Below are 18,725 nucleotides of genomic sequence, written 5' to 3'. Positions count from 1 at the left end.
ACATGCTTTGTGCGCTTTGTGCCTTTGTGGTTAACTTTATCGACAACCTGAGAGCGGCTAAGGCAGCATGCTTAATGAATTTCGACCATATCAGACAAATAAGAGCATTTAAGTTCTCAGCCAAAATATTTAGTGCTTCTTGTGTCTTCGTGGTAAAAATCATTATTCGACTATTAATTATCCCAGTTATCGGTACGGAAAGAGGAAACAGGCAAGCCATCATTTCCAAATAAGTCGCCGGTTACAAAATCTTTAAAGGCATAACGCACAGCAACAGGTACTTTAACTTCAGGAGCCGAAACGGCTATGCTACTACCTTTTATGGTTGCTTTAGCCGGATAAAATTTCTGATCGGCACCTGCAATTTCGAATAAAGATAGTTCTTTACCAAAAGAAGTCAGCCCGTTTGTCACATTTTGAAACTTGATCACAGCAGTGTTCTTTTCTACCGTTAATGATTCGTAATTCGGACTTGCAAAACCAAAACCTTTTATACCATAGGTTTGCGCCAATGCAAGATAAGCCAATCTCTGTCCGCCTTGTTTCTTATTTGCCGGATGGATTGATTTTTCCTCGCCAATATCCAATAAAACAGCCATTCCGGAATTCGGTATTTTAGTTAAAGATTTGCGTTGTGCTTCTCTTAAATAGGCTGAATTATATTTCCCACCAACGTGATTGGGAGGTAATTGTGCATAATTGTATGGCGCAATCTGAGCATAATAAAATGGAAAATCACCGTTATCCCAGTTTTTTCTCCAGGATGAAACCAGTGCCGGAAAAAGGTCTTCATAACGGTCTGGTCGTTCATAGTTAGATTCGCCCTGGTACCAGATTGCACCTTTTATGCCATAACCGATTACCGGATAAAGCATGCCATTGTACAGTGTAGTTGGTGTGCGGCTCACCTCTTTTATACTATCTCCTTTTGAAGGAATCTTGATTTCCGTATAAGGTTTTAAATCTTCTGGCGACATCCAGGCCTCAATAGTTGAACCACCGTAACTATCGTTGATAATCCCGACAGGCACATTTAACATTTCGCTTAACAGAGAGCCGAAATAATAGGCTGTAGCGCTAAAATTAGAAACGGTTTCTGGAGCAGCCAATTTCCAATCAGATGGCTTGCTGTTTTCTTGTCGTTCAATGATTGAGGAACGGGGAACGGTGTATAACCTGATATTTTTATTCGATGATTTTAAAATCACTTCATTTGAACCGATAATAGGCTGGCTTTTGAAACCTTTCATTGGCATTTCCATGTTTGATTGCCCGCCACAAAACCAAACTTCGCCTATCAGAATATCGGTTAGAACAAGTTTTTCGCCATCATTGAGTTCAATTTCGTATGGTCCACCTGCTGATGGGGTTGAAACTTTCACTTTCCATTTACCAGTCTGGTCAGCAGTAACGGTATAACTCTTTTTGTTCCAGGTAGTACTGATTTTTACTTTGACTGAAGGTTTGGCCAAACCCCAGATGGCTACGTTGCTTTGTTGTTGCAAAACCATGTGATCGGTAAAGATGGATGCGGGTTTAACCGTAGCAGATGCAACAAGGCCACATGCGAGGTTTAAGAAAATTAAAAGTTTTAGTTTCATTTGTTATTATTTTTCATCACTTAAGACTCCCTAGTTTTGGTTACCATATAAGAAATTTAAGTTGCATATAAGCTCAATAGTATATTTTTTGTTTCTTATTTATCGACCACCTGAGCCACCTGAGCGCATCTTAGTTTATTACCTTATAACTATTAATCGCTATAACCTTATATTTTCTTACATGTCTTATATGGTAAAACATAAATATCATCTACTCACAGGCAACCAAACCGACATTTCCGAATGGCCACGGTTTCCCCAGGTAAAGTATGGTACCAGTTTTATTTCAGTGGCTGTATTTTTATCTTCAATCGGCCTGTACAACACATTTTTCCAGTTGTTTGGCTCTCCTATTTTCACGTTACCGGTCAGACTCATCATTTCGGCACCATGGTTTCTGTTTTTACTTTAAAACGATCGGCCCAAAAGCCTTTTGTCCAGGTTACATCAGCCATATTGATACTATGTAATTTGGCATATGGAGAATTTGATGTATTCACCAAAGCTTTATCCTGTGCTTTTAAATTTCCTATTAGAAAAAGCATCGCAACAATAAATACCTGAATTAGTAAAGCCTGAGAGACAAAATATTTGTTAATATTAAGTAGCTTTTTCATTGTTCTTCTGTTTAATTGAATTTTACCAGTATAATTTATTGCCAAAAGATTTTAAATTCTGAAGCGTAGGCAATGGCCTTATCATTATTTTGTTTGTGTACTTATTTGACGCTTTTGCGGAACTTAACGGAGTTGTAATTGCTGTTTTCACTCCAGATACAAGATCAAACACCGTCTCAGTTGTCGAATTTTGCCCGTCATATACTACGCTGGAGATTTTAATCAATTGGAAACTTCCATTTTTATAGATGAATTTATGTTCAAAGCGGACATCATTTTTTTCGGAGTTCATTAATAAATATCCTCTTTCAATAAAAAAATATGGTATTGAATTCTTAGTATGTATGCCGTTTACATATTGGGGTTCAATTACGTCTGTTGAAGAGAAAACCAATTTAAATTTTTTATTGGGCTGTTGAAAAAATATTTGCAACCTCAAGGGAACGGATGCATCGATGGTATCCATTGTAATTACGGTTTTGTCAGTTAAACCATCTTTATTTAAATCGCCTTTTTCTATTCTGACCTGAACATTAAAATTATCCTTCACCTTCTTTTGTTGCGCGAAAACAACAGTTTGAACCAAAATAAGAAATAGCACAATTATTTTTTTCATTTATTTGAAATATTTAATGCTCAATTACTCTTCCACTTGTATCACTACCGGGCCTAATAATCCCGCAGGATTTAAAGGTTTACCTTCCAAACGAAAAGGTGCAGTTGTTTTGGTAATTCTTTTATTTTCAGGCAATTTTCCATCGCCAATTAAACGATTGGCCCAAGTATTGGTTACTTCAATAGTAATTTGATTTTCACCATTTTTGATGGCTTTGCTAATTTCTAAACGATGCGGAGCAGTCCACAAAGTGCCGCAGTTTATTCCATTAATTTTAACTTCTGCAATGCTGGAAAACGCTCCCAAATCAAGCCAGATTTCACCTTTAAGATCTCCATTAAAGATGAAGTTTTTGCTGTACACAGCAGTTCCGGAATAGTATTTAACCAAACTATCTGTATTTAATGTCCAATCGGTTAATTCATTAAAAATAACAGGTTTTGAGGGGCCTACATACGCCGTATCGAATTTTGCCTGCCATGATTTGGAGATATCAATGTCAGTTTTTTTGATCTTTTTTGCTTTCGCTTCCCTTAGTTGTTTTTCTTCAGTTTGCGAATTGGGCAAATAAACACCCAGCGTATCTAAAACCACAAAGATCGATTGATTTGGATACATGGTTAACTTTAAATTTGTACTGGCAATAGTGTCGTTGGGTTTATCGGGTTTAACCCAGGTATTACTTACTGCATCAAAAGTCTGCACAGATTTTTCACCCTTCCTGAAAGTTAAAAAAAGTTCTCTCTTTCTATTTTCCTGATTAGTAATAAAATAAATCTCCTTTTCTCCATCAATTCTGTGCGCATAACCTATACCCTTTGCATAATTTCCCTTAGCCTTGTCATCTGTTAAGTCGCTTACCTCTAAATCTCTTCCTAAACCTAAGGCATCAAAAGTTTCTCCGTAGAACGGTGCTTTAAAAACCTGACCTAAACCTAAATCTTTCTTATAAACTGGTCGACCATTATTTTTATAAGACTCAAAATTTCCCTCCCAAATCTCTTCTACAATATTATCAAAAATAGTTTTTTTAACTTGCTTAATTTCAGATTGATACAATGGCTTATCTCCAATAATTACTTTAGCACCAGCTTTAATCAATTCCAGCAGTTCTTTAACAGTGCGATAACTCATATACTGATAATTCGGATTCATTTTCATGTTGCCTGGTATTATCAAAATTTTATATGAGGCACCGCTTTCGAAAACCACATTACCATCTTTTACTGTTGCGGTATTTAATACGTCTGGATTAAAACTATCATAAGCGTAGCCACGTAAAGGATTTACCCAATTTTCCGGACCGGCCATGTTTGCAGAATGGGTTACACCGGAAGGAATTTGCCTTAAAGGTTCACCAATATTGGCAAGTCGTTTCTGCTCTGCTTCTACTACATCTACGCCAAAAATGCCGGGTAAGGTTTCAACCAAACGATCAGGTAATACGGAACGGCGTGGCAATTCCTCACCCGTAAAAACGGCAATATCGACAATTGGTTTACCCTGCTGAAGTAAATTTTGAGTACGTTCTGCATATTCTATCCATGCTTTTCCCGCTTTCCACCAGGTTTGGTCACGTTGGAAATATAGGCCAACCCCATCTAAAGTCATTCCTGGTTTGCGATCAGTCCAGGGGTTGTGTGTAAAAACATGATATACCAATTTATTGATCCCTAAGGCATAATTACGATCCTGTAGCGTTTTCATATTTGCCGGGTTTTCATTCCAGTCCATTCTGACTGTTGTAAAAGCCTCTGCCTGGATAATGTTTTTCCCATAAATATGTGCGCCAGAAATGGCATCCAACATATCATTTGGTTTGTCATGCGTGGGGCTATTTAACCAAAATTCGCCCATTGGGATATCGACAGTTTTGTAATGCATTAAACCATCACTCATCATGGTTGGCGCAATACTTTCGGCAGTAAAGGTTACACCTTTCTCTTTTGCCAACTTGGCAAGCGTTTTATAAAACTGGTCTACAACCAATTCTGAGATCGTTTTTCGAACATCGTAAAGGAAATTTTCGGACACGAATACATTCTCTACAGGCAATCCGGTCATGATGGGTAAATAAGGTGTTAAATCGTAGCCCCTACGCTTTAAAAATTCTGCTTTAAATACCGGCGACCAATTCTGACTGCCGCATTCCCAGCTGTCTACATGAAAAACGCTTAAAACTTTTTTAGCGATTTCTGGTCCGCCATGCTTTAATGCCTCCCCATACCAATTCTTGAACTGTAATTTTATTGCATCGGCATTAAATTTATCACATTCCAATCCTTTTCCACCGCCACCAGTTGCGTTGGTATGTCCTGTTGAAGTATGGCCAATTCTTAAGATTGTCCAATTGCCTTTCTGCGCTTTCCAGTTTAAAGTTCCGTCCTTATTTAATTTATCTGAAAGATTAATAATTTTATTCAACGGCACACATAAATTCTTAGCAATTTCAGCGTCGGTACTTCTTTTACTTACCCGCCAAACTGAACCGTTTTTACCTTCAAACTGATTAATCTTCGCTTCTGATGATAACTCCAGATTGACCAGTTTTAACGATGGTTTCCATTTGGCCGCATCCAGATCTTCTGATCCTGGTTCAGATCCCTTTTTATCATAAATAAACCTGAAAAATTTGGTTGTTGTTGGCGTAATGGAGTGTGTCACATCTTCATCGGTGTCTTGCCAGCCATGACGGGGCGCTTCCAACCTACCTATGGATCGGAAATTTTTCCCATCATCACTTACCTCGATAGCCAAACGTTGTGCCTGATAGTTATTTCCACTGACTTTAATGGTTATCGTTCTGCAGGTAAAGGGCTTCGCGAATTCATATTGAATGTAACATGGTTCATTTGAACCAAAGTTTTTCTTATTCTGTGGCTGAATGAGGCCCGTGGCATCAGCTCCATTGCTTGCCGTAATTTTTGGAATAACCGTTCTGGTAGAAAGGTTTTCCCCAAGCGGAGATGGATACGCATAAACTGCTATATCCTTATAATAATTTTCTTTTGATTCTGGTTGAGGTAAAGTGATTTTACTATTTGAATTACTGATGTTTATCTTCGACCATACCACTTTTTGCATGGAAAGTTCTGGAGTGATCCACGGTCCACCTGCTAATGCGAAACCATCACTCACATGCATACCTAATTTCAGATCTAACCGTTTTGCTTCTGTCATGGCAAATTCAACCATTTTCCACCATTCGGGTGTTAACTGAACTGCAGGTGGCGAATAAACCGGTGTTTTATCTGTACCCTGGATACTCATTAAGTAAGCACCCGCTATGCCATTTGATTTCATCGCTTCCAGGTCGGCAGTGATGCCTGCTCTGGATACCGCTCCTTTAACCCAATACCAAAATACCCAGGGCTTAGCATTTTCGTTCTGTTGTGCACCAGCATTTGACGCTAGGAAAAAGCTTGACAACAGCACAAAGACCAGAATTTTACTAAACCTCAATTTCATTTTTTTTAAAAATTTTATGGTCATGCCGAGGGTTGCTTTTTACCACGAAGCAATCTTTCTTTTCAATAGATCACTTTCACTATAAGTAGAGATAGGATTAATTTTTCACCTCGTAATGAAAGACTTATATTTATTTGTGTGCGATTTTATACCCTCTTAATCCGAAATAAAGAATAACCACAAAACATACCAGTGGAATGCTGTAACCAATCTGAATATTATCGCCATACATATCGATTAAACTTCCCATTCCAAATGGTAAAATGGCTCCGCCTACAATCGACATGATTAACCATGAAGAGCCTGGCTTGGTATCGTCGCCTATTCCCTCTATTCCTAACGCAAAAATGGTCGGGAACATAATCGACATAAAAAAGCCTATTGCACCCAGCGCATAAACTACATAAGAGCCTTTACCTAATATAGCTACCAAACACAATAAGATTGAGATTACCGCATAGATGGCGAGCAGCTTATTCGATGGCACAAACTGAAGAATCGCGGTTCCTGCAAAACGGCCAACAGTAAATAATAAACCATAAATTGCCAGATATGATGCTGCCGTTTTCTCGTCAAACCCGCCACCTTGCTGGGCCATTCTAATAAAAAAACTGGTAACACAAACCTGCGCGCCAACATAAAAGAACTGAGCAACAACAGCCCACTTTAAATGTTTGTGGCGTAGCGAACCGAAAAAACTCCCCTTTGCTTCACCATCAATACTTTTCGTTTTAATTTCCGGAAGATGAATAAAGTAGAATATTGCGGCTATAACTAATAGCACTATTCCAAGCGTAATGTAAGGCGTTTTCACCGACGCAGCCTCTTCAAGGAAGTAGTTATTTCGGCTAACTTCGGTCATCGCAGCCAGTTCCTCTTTTGTGTGCGATTTACCCGACAGGATAAACAATCCGCCAATCATTGGTGCAACCATTGCGGCCAGTCCGTTGAAAGATGCAGCAAGGTTTAATCTGCTTGTTGCTTTTGCAGGATCGCCCAATACGGCAGCATAAGGATTTGCTGAGGTTTCGAGCATGGTTAAACCGCAACCAATAATGAAAAGTGCGATCAAAAATGTGATGTACGACAGGTTATTGGCAGCTGGTACAAATAAAAATGCACCGAAAGCAAAAGCCAGCAAACCTGAGATCATGGTTGCTTTGTATCCCCATTTTTTCAAAATCATTCCGGCTGGAATAGCCATTAAAAAATAAGCGAAGAAAACAGAGGTATCAATCAACGTTGATTGTTTATTATTTAAATTACAGGCTTTTTTTAAATGTGGAATCAGAATCGAATCGAGGTTATGCGCCATTCCCCAAAGGAAAAACAAGCTGATTACGAGTATAAATGGTAACAGATACTTCTTTCCTGATGAGGGATCGCCTTCGGCTAGAATTTCTGGTTGAGTGCTGTGGTTCATTATATTTGGTTTACCCCTAAATCCCCTGGAAGGAACTTAAGATGATGGTTAATTATTTTTTCTTTACAACAAGCAGGTGGTCGCATACGAGTACCACTTCTCCGTGTTGGTTAATGATTTCTACGTGTTCGGTTACGGTGCCATATTCCGGCCTTTTGCTCTCTCCCTTTTCAGCGATCGTGATTTCTGAATGGATGGTATCGCCAATAAAAACAGGTTTTACAAAGCGCAGTTTATCATATCCTTTACTCATGGCCTCGGGATTAATTTCTGATGCGGTTAAGCCGATACCGATGCTAAAAATCATGGTTCCGTGAGCAATACGTTGTTTAAAAGGTTGTGTTGCACACCATTCGGCATCCATGTGGTGCGGAAAAAAATCGCCGGTATGCCCTGCGTGAACAACAAAATCGGTCTCTGTTATTGTGCGACCTAGCGTAACACGTTTATCCTGTAATCGATACTCTTCAAAAAATGTTGATTTGAAATACATATTTTTAGTTTCTTATAAGCGATACAATCGCTTTTTTCATACATCCTCGTTACAAACGAGGACGATTTAATTTTACAATTCCGTCATTGCGAGTTTTCGATTTTTCATCGAAACGAAGCAATTTTTCTCGCAAAACAGGTTGCTTCGAAAATCTTGAAAAATTGTTTATTTGAAATACATAGTTTTAGTTTCTTGTAAGCGATACAATCGCTTTTCTCATACATCCTCGTTACAAACGAGGACGATTTAATTTTATAATTCCGTCATTGCGAGTTTTCGATTTTTCATCGAAACGAAGCAATCTTTCTCGCAAAACAGATTGCTTCGGTAATCTTGAAAAATTGTTTATTTGAAATACATAATTTACTTTTGTTAGCGATATAATCGCTTTTCTCGTACATCCTCGTTATAAACGTGGACGATATTCTTATTTATTTAACTTCTCCTTCACTTTAACTCCTCCAATATCACTCGATTTATAAGCACTTTCTACTACTGCCATCGTTTGAATCACATCCTCGACACTGGTATGTAAAACATCGGTTGAACCTTCGTTATAACGCATTAAATTGGCCATTGTGCCGATAAAAGCTTCCGGAAACCAGGAGCCTTCCAGTTTTACAATTTCCCATTTTGGTGATTTTCCGTCTTCTATAATACAGTATTCAAAAACATCAGGTACACCGTGAGGATAATCCATAAGTAAACCAATTTTAGCTACAATTGAACCTTTGGTTCCCTCCCATTTAATATAACTTTCCTGGTGGTTTGGACCGAAATCGTGATCATGGTTAGTGTTAATTACCGCATGCATGGTATCGCCATAATCGAATAAAATGGTAGAACGGGATGATGATAAACTTTTAGCCGGATGTTTTAGTGTTTTTGCCAAAATACTTTCCGGATTACCCAAAAACGAACGGATTAAATCTACATAATGAATGCTGTGGTATTGAATTTCTAAACGCGGATGAATAATTACATGAGGGAAAATCTCCCAGGGCGTTTTAATCGTCACCCGAACTTCCATATCGTACAGTTCGCCTATTAATCCTTCATCGATCAGGTATTTTGCAGCACTAACAAATGGTGCAAAGCGCAATTGAAAGTTTATAGCTGCATTTAAGTTTTTCGACCTGCAGAGTTCAAGGATTTCCTTTGCCTGTGTAAAATTATCACCCATTGGTTTTTGGATCAGTACGGCACTTCCATCAGGTAACTGTTTTAACGTTTCGATGTATTGTTCCGGCATGATGGTTAAATCGTAAACCGCGTTTGCAGGAGCCAGCTTTACCGCCTCGGCTACTGAATTGTACACGTTCGGAATGCCGAAGGTATCTGCCAGTTTCTGTGCCCTTTCTTTGGTTCGGTTTACAATGCCGTGAACCTCAAAACCTGCAATTTTATAGGCCGGAAGATGCGCATCGGCCACAATGCCACCTGCACCTATGATGATGATGGGCTGTTTGCTTTGGGGTAATTCCGGTTTATATTTTATATCAATGCTCATTTGTCAATTTCGTTAATCTGGTTTTGCGCCATTTGGATCAATTCTTCGGTAGATTGATCTGTATTTATAGCCTGCAAAACCATCTGGTCGATTATTGCTGCAATTGCAGCCCAGTTGGCTTTTTGTGGTAACATATTGGCCACTTCATGTAAAGCTTCGAGTTTATGGTAGTATGGAATGATTTGATTGATTTCTTCATCTGTCCAGGTTGAAATCCGACAACCAATTCCGCCTTCAAAAGTGAGTTGTTTGTCTTGTTCTTTATCCAATGCAAAACGAAGAAAATCGTATGCGATATCTTTGTTTTTACTTCCCTTAGCAATCGTGTAAAGCCAGTATACGTTTAAAGAAGCTGATTTTTCATGAATGGCTGAAGGTAACAGTTCAACATCAATTTTGCCTTTCACTTTTGAATTTGCATCTACTTCACACATGGCCGCAAAACCAAACCAATTGATCATCATTGCAGCTTCACCTTGTGAAAAGGCTATTCCTGCAGCAACAGATTCGAATTGTTCCGATTTCGGATGAACAGCGGTTTTGTCGTTTACTATCTTACGGTAGAAATTAAGCCCATCAATCGCCGCTTGTGTGTTGATGTCGATGCGGTCATTTTTATCAACCAGGCTTCCTCCTCGAGTCCACAATTGCAGACAAAAGTCGAAAACGGTATTATGGCCATCAGGATAACAGGCAAAGATACTCCCGTAAAGGTTGTCCTGAGGACGGTTAAAGAACCTGGCGATCTGATGAAAATCTTCCCAGGTTTTCGGTACCTCTAAAATTTTTCCGTACTGCGTTAAATAATTGGCTTTTTCGGTCTCGTTTTCAAACAGATCTTTACGGTAAATGAAACATTCAGGGCCGTCGTGAAAGGGCAGTCCAACAACTTCCCAGCCAAAACGCTGTAAACTTAGCAGCGACTTGCCCCAACCTCTCGGAAAATCATCTGGTTTATTTTTGTTGATGTAAGGATTTAAAACTTCAAAATCATGATTATTGTATCCTTCTAAAATCCAATCGGTGCTGATGTGGGCAATATCGAAATCGCCTTTGGCTAAACCTTTTTGAGCAATGGTACTGTCGTAAAGCTCGTGTAAATCCATCACTACCGTTTCCAACTTCAGTTTACAACCTGAAACCATACAATATTGATCCCAGAATTTCTGCATGGCAGATTCAAAAGGCGCAAATTTACGAACGGCTATTCTGAAAGTTTCTATCTGGTTATGCATTTGCAGTTGTATGCTGTGTTATAAATTCTTTGATAATTTTTTCATTATCCTGGCCTAATTTAGGCGAGCCTTTTGATGAGGTAAGCAACTCACCATCAATACGGATCGGGCATCTGGTGGTTTCATATTTGTAACCATCTGCCATTTCCACTTCCTGGATCATGTTCAACACCTTAAACCCGCCGTGCGCCATTAACGCATTCCAGTTTAAAACATCGGCACACCAGATATCAGCCGGCTCCAGTATGGAAAGCCATTTTTCGGTGGTGGCCGATAGAAGATGATCGGCTAAAACAGCTTTAATCTCATCCCGTTCATCAAATGCTTCGCTCACTTCAACGTAATCTTCAAGTTGCTCACATCCAAGCAAATTGCCTAACTGTGGAATTGAACCCATCGCCAGGGCTAAATATCCGTTTTCTGTTTGATAAATCCCATAAGGAGCACCTAAATACGCGTTTGCATTGTTCTTTTTTGAGCGTTCGGGTAAGCTTCCACCATCATTCATAAAGGTGGTAATGGTTTCGAACTGAAAATCATAGGCCGATTCCATCATGCTAACCTGCACCAATCCGCCTTCATTTTTTATGGCTTTTCGATACAAACAAGCTAAAAGTCCTTGTGCTAAATGTGCGCCGGCCAGCATATCTACAATGGATAGACCCATGGCAACAGGACCGCTATCGGCATTTCCTGTTAAAGAAGTTAGACCGGTAACCGATTGTAGGAGTAAATCCTGACCTGGCTTATTTTTCCAGTCAGTAGCAGTTCCATAACCTGATATTTCACCATAAATAATTTTAGGATTTAAAGCGGTAACCGATTGATAATCGAACCCCAAGCGTTCCATTACGCCAGGGCGGAAGTTATGAATCATTACATCTGCCTTTTTTAGTAGTTGGCGAACCATTTCGCAATCTTTTTCGCTTTTTAAATCAACTTCAAAGCTTTCTTTATTTCTGTTGATGGCATGAAAAACTGATGATTCGCCATTCATAATCAGGTTCGAAGTATAAAGTGTACGGCAGATATCGCCTATACCCAAACGTTCAATTTTGATTACGCGGGCGCCCATGTCGGCCAGGCGCAAACCTGCTGATGGGCCAGAAAGAAACTGGCTAAAATCGATAACTAAATAATCTTCAAGCGGTAGCATAATTTTATTTTTTAAATTTCGCACTACGTCATTGCGAGGCACGAAGCAATCTTTTATCGGTCGTCATTCCCAACTCGATTGGGAATCGTAATGCAATAAGCCTTAAGATTCCCGCCTGCGCGGAAATGACGACTATTTTTATTCATTCAATTCAAACTCTTTATTAATCTCTGCCGTATTTCCCCCAAGTTTTGGTGCGGCTTTACTAGCAAATAATTTTTCGTTATCCAAACGGATCGGGCTCACGGTTGTCTTTATTGTTTTGCCCCCAACTAAATTCAGTTGCTGCTCAATGTCCAGTTTTTTATAGGTATTTAAAGCTGTTGCCTTTTGATAATTCAGTACTTCTGCGCACCAGATACCGTGACTTTCCAAAAGATCAACCCAATGTTTTGTATTTTCCTTTTTAAACGTTGCTGCCAAACGAACAATTAACTTATCGCGGTTTTCGAAAGCCGATCCTGCTTCTACATAGAGATCAGTAATATCACAATTAATGATTGCACAGATATTTGGCAGGTTGCCCATGGCCATGGCAATATAACCATCGGCAGTTTCATACATCCCATAGGGTGCACTTAAATAAGCATGCGCACTTCCTTTTGCTCCGCTTCTATCGGGCAATTTACCGCCATCATTTAAGTAGGTGGTTAATACTTCAAACTGTACATCTAAAATGGATTCCAGCAAACTCACCTCAACCAACACACTTTTATTGGTTTTTGCCCTTTTGATTAAAGCGGCCATAATACCTTGCGCCAAATGGTTTCCGCACATAATATCAGAAACAGAAAGGCCAAATGGAACGGGCCCGTCTACGTCAACTCCTGATAAAAAAGTAAGACCTGAAACAGATTGAACCAATAAATCCTGCCCTGGCTTGTTTTTCCACGGGCCTTCGTTGCCATAACCGGTGACCATACCATAAACAATTTTAGGGTTCATCTTTCGAACTGTTTCATAATCCAGACCAATTTTCTCCATCACACCAGGACGGAAATTATGTGTCATTACATCGGCTTTGCTGATTAGTTTTTTTAATCTTTCTAAATCATCCGGATTTTTTAAATCGGCGGCATAACTTTCTTTATTCCGGTTGATGGTATGAAAAAGCAGGCTATCTTCATCCACAAAAAGATTCTTGATGGATAAAGATCTGCAAGCATCGCCTGTTTTTGGCCGTTCGATTTTAATCACACGGGCACCCAGATCGGCCAGTTTTAAACCAGCTGATGGTCCTGCCAAAAATTGACAAAACTCTAAAACCAAAAGTCCTTCCAGCGGCCTGTTCATGATAACACTAAACTTTTAGATTGCAGATATAATTTATTCATGGCTGTTAAAACCTGAATTTCATCTCCACCATTTATTAAATAATCTCGAACAACATCACCTGCATGGTCTTGAAAATACATGGAGCCATGGTAACGCGGACGGAGAAATGCCCTTTGTAAAGCCGGTAAGGTATTTGAAAAATAATGCTGACTCTGGCGATTGACTTCTTCGTTTTTCCAGGCTGCTAAATGCCCAGATTGACCACCGCTTTCAAAAAATAAGGTAGCTTGACAAGCTGGTGAACCTACAAATTCGACATATTTGGCAGCCATCTCCAATGCTTCGCATTTAGCAGAAATGGCTAAACCAGTTCCGCCTAATGTGCTTCTCAGATTGGTTTTGCCATCTAAAGAAATCATATCGTGAAAATGCAAGGTTTTGCGTGCATAACCGTTACGCGAGTAGTTTGAATAGCCATAAGCGAAAGGGCAATACGCAATTTCGTCGTTTAAAGTCATCGCTTCATACACCTGAATGGGGTTTCTGTTGAAATTGGCTTTATCCATTTTTGAAGCCAATTCCCGGTACATTTTCAAAACCTTAACACCTGTTTCAGTGGAAACCACTTCCTTTTCATTTTGGCAAGGATCTTCTCCTAAGGAACAACAAAGCGTATAAAAATTCATTAAAACATCAATGGGAATGCCCGCAAAGGCGACTAAACCTTTATCGGCAAGTACTAATAAATCATCAAAAGATTGAGGTAGTTGTAATCCTTTCTCAGCAAGTAAATCAGGTCTTGAGGCGGCTACAGGAGCTGCCGCATCTATTGGTAAAGCCCATAAATGGCCCTCATAGAAGTAACTTTCGTAAGATTGTCCAACAGAATTTTCTTCCTGATCTTTTAAATATTCTGGAGAAAGGTAAAGGTTCAAAGGCACAATTGATTTTGTTTTTGCAGCAAAACCTGCCCAGGGATGATCGATCACCAAAAGATCAAATCGTTCTGCCAATTCCTGAATTGAAAAATCGGCAAATTGCTGCAAACTTCTTTTCTCCCAGGTGATGTTTACATATGGGTGTAATTCCGAAAATCGCTGCGCCGTAGCCACCATCGGCAAAAGCCCACGGCTGTGGTTCCAGGTTATTCCTTTTAAATTAATCGTCTTCTCCACTTTATTTTCATCTAATGGTTGGTGTCTCCACCGACCATGTTATTTTATTATTCTAAAATTGTGGTTCGTGAAGACACGAACCATGGCCATTCTTCGCGGCCACTTTTCTCATTATTTACCAGTATTAATTATGATCGAAGACGACATCAAACCAGCTGATGAAGCTGTTAATTTTATGGTTCCCGTTTTTTCTGTTGACTGCACTATGGCTAAACATAAACCATGAAAAGCCTTGCGGTAATTGGCTTTGAAAGGCTCTAAACTTGCCTGAAAGCCATTATCAACGCCAGCAATAAAGCCAACCCCATCCACTTTAAAATCAACCAGATTATCAGCATCCGGCACTACATTTCCGGCAGCATCTAAAATGCGGACAGTAACGAATGACAGATCTTTACCATCGGCTTTGATATTTTTCCGATCGGCTATTAATTCAATTTTTGCCGGCTCTCCTGCGGTTTTAACTTTTCGAACTAAAACATCTTTCCCGTTTTTGCGAGATACCGCTTTTAATGTTCCGGGCTCAAAAGGCACCTTCCAAAGCACATGTAAATCATCGCCTTGTTTTGATCTTTTACCTAAGGATTTCCCATTCAGGTAAAGTTCTACTTCATCTGCATTGTTGTAATAAGCCCATACTTCAACTGATTTTCCTTGCTTCCAGTTCCAATGGGGTAAAATGTGCAATACTGGTTTGTTCGTCCATTCGCTTTGATACATGTAGTAGGAGTCTTTCGGGAAACCTGCTAAATCGACAATACCGAAATAAGAACTTCTGGCGGGCCAGGGATATGGTAGTGGCTCGCCAAGGTAATCGAAACCGGTCCAAACAAATAAACCCGATACATGATCGTATTTTTTAGCTGCTGCCCAGGTTTCTTCATGTGTAGAACCCCAATACGCCGAAACATTATCGTAAGCAGATGCCGACCATTCTTTATTACCTTCTGTAAATTTGGTTTTACCATCTTTCGGCCAACGGCGGATGGTATCGGCTGTATCGTAAAACCCCCTTGTTGCTAAACCGGAAGTAGTTTCTGTTGCTAAAAACTTAACACCCGGATAATTTTCAGGGAAATCTTTATACAGTTTATGGTTGTAGTTTAATCCATAAATATCAAGTACATTGGCCTGGTAGATAAAATTCTTTTCGGCTTTTGTTTCGGTTAGTGCTGAAATTACCGGACGGGTTTTGTCCAGATTTTTAACAATACCCACCAATTCTTTTGTAATTGCCACACCTGTACTATCGAACTGCTCACGGATTTCATTACCGATACTCCAAAGAATAATAGATGGGTGGTTACGATCGCGTTTAATCATTTCCTCCAAATCGCTTTTGTGCCATTCTGGAAAATTGAGGTGGTAATCGTTTTTGGTTTTCTTTTTCACCCACATATCAAAAGCTTCATCCATCACCAGGAAGCCCATTTTGTCGCATAGATCTAAAAATTCAGGAGCTGGTGGATTATGAGCGGTACGGATGGCATTCACCCCCATCGCTTTCATAATTTCTAATTGACGTTCCATTGCACGCACATTTACTGCAGCGCCTAAAGCACCTAAATCGTGGTGCAAGCAAACACCCAAAATTTTCATTGCTTTGCCGTTTAATGAAAATCCTTTTTGTGCATCGAAGTTAAAATCGCGGATTCCAAACGGCGTGATATAAGTGTCGATAATTTTTCCATCGTCTTGCATAATCGCTGTAACCAGTTTATACATAACCGGCCGTTCAACCGACCATAATTTGGGATTTGCAATGTCCAAACCATTTGTAACCAACTTAGAATTGTTTTGATCAACCGACATCGGCCATTGCCTTTGTGCGATTTTCAATCCTTTGTTGTCGAAAATGGTAGTCAGGATTTTATAATTGCCCTTTACTTTGAATTTATTTTCGAGTTCGATATCAACAGCGATTGATGCCAGGCTTTCACCAGCAGATAAAATCCTGTTTTCAATGCTCTGACCTTTATCTCCACTTATAACAGTAGTTTTCACAAAGACACCATTGCGTTTTATTGAAACTGCTGCAGCTGAGGTTAGCCATACATTTCTATAAATCCCTGAGCCGGAATACCAACGCGAATCAGGTTGTGCAGAATTATCGACCTTAACCGCAATACTATTTTTTCCAGCTTTTAAAAATTTACTGATCTCGTAAGAAAAAGAGCTGTAACCGTAAGGTCTTTTGCCCAGATATTGACCGTTAATCCAAACCTCACTGTTTTTATATACGCCATCGAATTCGATGTTGATTAGTCTGTTTTTAAAATTAGCGGGAGCTGTAAATTCCTTTCTATACCAGCCAATGCCAGTGGGTAAACCTCCACCTTCAGGTTTCGCGGGATTTTTCTCATCAAATTTACCTTCAATGCTCCAATCGTGTGGTAAAGTGAGTTTTCTCCATTTCAGGTCGCTAAATGAGGATGATTTTGCATTTGGCTCATCACCTAAGAAGAATTTCCAATCTTTGTTGAAGCTAATTCTGGTGCGGGGTTCAGGAACGGCATAAACTCGGAAGGTCGTCATTGCAGCGTAAGAAGCAATCTTACTACTATGGGTGGGTTTTTCTTCCGCATTAGGGTTGCTTCCCTGAAAAGTTGAAACAGGGAGTTCCTCGCAATGACTTGATGCACATCGTTTTGATGATTGCATTTCCCAACTTAAACCCGGCGATTGTACATCAATTCCGATCGGATTATTGCGATATTTACAATCCAATTGAGCAACCTTAAGATCTTGTGCAAAAAGCGGAATGCTTAACAGGTAAAGCCAGGAAAAGATTAAGAGTTTACTCATCATTTAATCTACACCATTTCGGCGTTTGCTTAGGTTTATAAATGGTTATCAGCAATATAATTCCTGGAGAAATAAATTATCAATTCTTTTGAATTAAGCCTTTTAAATTCCGTAACTTTAAATTACCATCTCTAATTCAAATATAAATGTTTTTTTTAAATATGAAAACATATATTCGTATTTAAATTATGCAAAATCTACTGTTGTATAAATAAGAAAGCATTTTGTATGTTTGAAATTGTAAAAAATACGCTACAGCCAAATTTAAACCCGTATGAACGAAAAAGAATCGAAGTACCAGGCCCCTGCTTTGGATAAAGGACTTGATATATTGGAATATCTATCAGCACAATCTATCCCGTTGTCTCAAACTGAAATTGCAATCGGTATTGAGAAAACACCTAATGAAATATACAGGATGTTGATGAGTCTGGAAAGTCGGGGTTACATTTTGCGCGATGAGGTTTCGGGTAAATACAGGCTATCGCTAAAACTTTTTTACCTTTCACACCGGCACTCACCTATTGATGAGCTTCGTAAAGCTGCACAGTTTCCGTTGGAAGAACTGGCTAATACCATTCGCCAATCGTGCCATTTAAGTATTTTATACATGAACCAGGTCATGGTGATTATCCATGCCAAAAGCCCTGGCCCAATTGCACTTTCTATTGAAGAAGGTAATTTATTTCCGTTGCCATTAACCGCATCAGGCAAGGTTTTATTGGCCTATATGCCCGATACTGAGCGTATAACGACCTTAAAAAACAATACAATTTTCAAGAAATATGCCAAACCACAGCAAGAAGATTTCTTAAGTTCTTTAACGGATATTCAGCAAACGGGTTCTTATTTTAAAAACAGCGATTCGGTTTCGGGTGTTACCGATATTTCACTACCCATTGGTATCGAAAGTAATAATGGCATTATTGCCTGTTTAACCATTTCGATGTTAAATGCGCTAAATGTAGATCAGACGATTGCCAATGATGTGATTCTTGCCGAGGCCTACAAATGCGTTAAAAAGATTGAGCAAAGGATTGGGGTTTAACCCCCACCCCCCTAGAAGGGGGCTTTGACCTTCTAATCGTTAATATAACTGCCAACTGATTTGGGCGTTACCCAAGCTGCGCAAGGGTCCGGGCTTTGCAGGGCTGCGCTTCGCTCCGGTACCGATGAAACCTGTGAAACAAGCAAACATACCATAATTAAATAAAAACAGATGCTTAATCGGTACTGAACCCTTACAATCCCTAACGCGGGATTTTGTCTAGGTAAGCTATTGAGCGATTTAGTGTTTAGCCAAAACAACTGAGTTTTGTTAAATAAACCTGATAGAACGGAAAGCCCGGAG

At 39.4% G+C, this 18,725-nt stretch carries 15 protein-coding genes; 1 reads left to right on the top strand and 14 read right to left on the bottom strand.

Annotated features, from left to right (window positions below; translation table 11 throughout):
- Window positions 1–173: 173 nt before the first annotated feature.
- The 13 genes from IM793_RS16485 to IM793_RS16425 form a co-directional block, all read right to left on the bottom strand.
- A complete protein-coding gene (locus tag IM793_RS16485; RefSeq protein WP_193423199.1) occupies window positions 174–1,601 on the bottom strand; it encodes a sialate O-acetylesterase in 1,428 nt (475 codons plus the stop codon).
- A 207-nt stretch (window positions 1,602–1,808) separates the two neighbouring features.
- Window positions 1,809–1,982 (bottom strand): hypothetical protein, encoded by a 174-nt coding sequence (locus IM793_RS16480; protein ID WP_193423197.1) that lies wholly within the window; start codon window positions 1,980–1,982, stop codon window positions 1,809–1,811.
- Window positions 1,979–2,218 (bottom strand): hypothetical protein, encoded by a 240-nt coding sequence (locus IM793_RS16475; protein ID WP_193423194.1) that lies wholly within the window; start codon window positions 2,216–2,218, stop codon window positions 1,979–1,981. Before IM793_RS16475 ends, IM793_RS16480 begins: the two co-directional genes overlap by 4 nt.
- 22 nt (window positions 2,219–2,240) lie before the next feature.
- On the bottom strand, window positions 2,241–2,834 hold the full coding sequence (locus tag IM793_RS16470; protein ID WP_193423192.1) for a hypothetical protein: 594 nt from the start codon (window positions 2,832–2,834) through the stop codon (window positions 2,241–2,243).
- Between the two features lie 24 nt (window positions 2,835–2,858).
- Window positions 2,859–6,302 (bottom strand): glycosyl hydrolase, encoded by a 3,444-nt coding sequence (locus IM793_RS16465; protein ID WP_193423190.1) that lies wholly within the window; start codon window positions 6,300–6,302, stop codon window positions 2,859–2,861.
- A 130-nt stretch (window positions 6,303–6,432) separates the two neighbouring features.
- Window positions 6,433–7,725 (bottom strand): L-fucose:H+ symporter permease, encoded by a 1,293-nt coding sequence (gene fucP / locus IM793_RS16460; protein WP_193423187.1) that lies wholly within the window; start codon window positions 7,723–7,725, stop codon window positions 6,433–6,435.
- 52 nt (window positions 7,726–7,777) lie between these two features.
- Entirely contained in the window at window positions 7,778–8,218 is a 441-nt protein-coding gene (locus tag IM793_RS16455) for a MaoC/PaaZ C-terminal domain-containing protein (protein ID WP_193423185.1), read from the bottom strand.
- 427 nt (window positions 8,219–8,645) lie between these two features.
- Entirely contained in the window at window positions 8,646–9,728 is a 1,083-nt protein-coding gene (locus IM793_RS16450) for a Gfo/Idh/MocA family protein (RefSeq protein ID WP_193423183.1), read from the bottom strand.
- Window positions 9,725–10,963 (bottom strand): extracellular solute-binding protein, encoded by a 1,239-nt coding sequence (locus tag IM793_RS16445; RefSeq protein WP_227256285.1) that lies wholly within the window; start codon window positions 10,961–10,963, stop codon window positions 9,725–9,727. The genes IM793_RS16450 and IM793_RS16445 overlap by 4 nt, the downstream gene beginning before the upstream one ends.
- Complete coding sequence (locus tag IM793_RS16440) at window positions 10,956–12,119, bottom strand: CaiB/BaiF CoA-transferase family protein (RefSeq protein ID WP_193423181.1); 1,164 nt, start codon at window positions 12,117–12,119, stop codon at window positions 10,956–10,958. Before IM793_RS16440 ends, IM793_RS16445 begins: the two co-directional genes overlap by 8 nt.
- A gap of 138 nt (window positions 12,120–12,257) precedes the next feature.
- A complete protein-coding gene (locus IM793_RS16435; RefSeq protein WP_193423179.1) occupies window positions 12,258–13,412 on the bottom strand; it encodes a CaiB/BaiF CoA-transferase family protein in 1,155 nt (384 codons plus the stop codon).
- A complete protein-coding gene (locus IM793_RS16430; RefSeq protein ID WP_193423177.1) occupies window positions 13,409–14,569 on the bottom strand; it encodes an extracellular solute-binding protein in 1,161 nt (386 codons plus the stop codon). The genes IM793_RS16435 and IM793_RS16430 overlap by 4 nt, the downstream gene beginning before the upstream one ends.
- A gap of 111 nt (window positions 14,570–14,680) precedes the next feature.
- On the bottom strand, window positions 14,681–17,374 hold the full coding sequence (locus IM793_RS16425; protein WP_227256284.1) for a sugar-binding domain-containing protein: 2,694 nt from the start codon (window positions 17,372–17,374) through the stop codon (window positions 14,681–14,683).
- Window positions 17,375–17,648: 274 nt separating this feature from the next.
- On the opposite strand from IM793_RS16425, the gene IM793_RS16420 reads away from it, so the two are divergent.
- On the top strand, window positions 17,649–18,422 hold the full coding sequence (locus IM793_RS16420) for an IclR family transcriptional regulator (RefSeq protein WP_193423175.1): 774 nt from the start codon (window positions 17,649–17,651) through the stop codon (window positions 18,420–18,422).
- A gap of 32 nt (window positions 18,423–18,454) precedes the next feature.
- Here the strand turns inward: IM793_RS16420 and IM793_RS24830 are convergent.
- Window positions 18,455–18,725: hypothetical protein (locus tag IM793_RS24830; RefSeq protein WP_227256283.1), on the bottom strand; the 271-nt coding region annotated here is incomplete at its 5' end.

Source organism: Pedobacter sp. MR2016-19, assembly GCF_014947265.1.
GTDB lineage: Bacteria > Bacteroidota > Bacteroidia > Sphingobacteriales > Sphingobacteriaceae > Pedobacter.
This window is presented reverse-complemented; position numbering and strand designations above follow the sequence as displayed.

What these genes read in the sequence shown, in the direction of transcription:
- IM793_RS16440 (WP_193423181.1), bottom strand. Translation starts at nt 12,119, where the DNA reads ATGCTACCGCTTGAAGATTATTTAGTTATCGATTTTAGCCAGTTTCTT.
- IM793_RS16435 (WP_193423179.1), bottom strand. Translation starts at nt 13,412, where the DNA reads ATGAACAGGCCGCTGGAAGGACTTTTGGTTTTAGAGTTTTGTCAATTT.
- IM793_RS16465 (WP_193423190.1), bottom strand. Translation starts at nt 6,302, where the DNA reads ATGAAATTGAGGTTTAGTAAAATTCTGGTCTTTGTGCTGTTGTCAAGC.
- IM793_RS16470 (WP_193423192.1), bottom strand. Translation starts at nt 2,834, where the DNA reads ATGAAAAAAATAATTGTGCTATTTCTTATTTTGGTTCAAACTGTTGTT.
- IM793_RS16445 (WP_227256285.1), bottom strand. Translation starts at nt 10,963, where the DNA reads ATGCATAACCAGATAGAAACTTTCAGAATAGCCGTTCGTAAATTTGCG.
- IM793_RS16485 (WP_193423199.1), bottom strand. Translation starts at nt 1,601, where the DNA reads ATGAAACTAAAACTTTTAATTTTCTTAAACCTCGCATGTGGCCTTGTT.
- fucP (WP_193423187.1), bottom strand. Translation starts at nt 7,725, where the DNA reads ATGAACCACAGCACTCAACCAGAAATTCTAGCCGAAGGCGATCCCTCA.
- IM793_RS16475 (WP_193423194.1), bottom strand. Translation starts at nt 2,218, where the DNA reads ATGAAAAAGCTACTTAATATTAACAAATATTTTGTCTCTCAGGCTTTA.
- IM793_RS16420 (WP_193423175.1), top strand. Translation starts at nt 17,649, where the DNA reads ATGAACGAAAAAGAATCGAAGTACCAGGCCCCTGCTTTGGATAAAGGA.
- IM793_RS16480 (WP_193423197.1), bottom strand. Translation starts at nt 1,982, where the DNA reads ATGATGAGTCTGACCGGTAACGTGAAAATAGGAGAGCCAAACAACTGG.
- IM793_RS16425 (WP_227256284.1), bottom strand. Translation starts at nt 17,374, where the DNA reads ATGAGTAAACTCTTAATCTTTTCCTGGCTTTACCTGTTAAGCATTCCG.
- IM793_RS16455 (WP_193423185.1), bottom strand. Translation starts at nt 8,218, where the DNA reads ATGTATTTCAAATCAACATTTTTTGAAGAGTATCGATTACAGGATAAA.
- IM793_RS16450 (WP_193423183.1), bottom strand. Translation starts at nt 9,728, where the DNA reads ATGAGCATTGATATAAAATATAAACCGGAATTACCCCAAAGCAAACAG.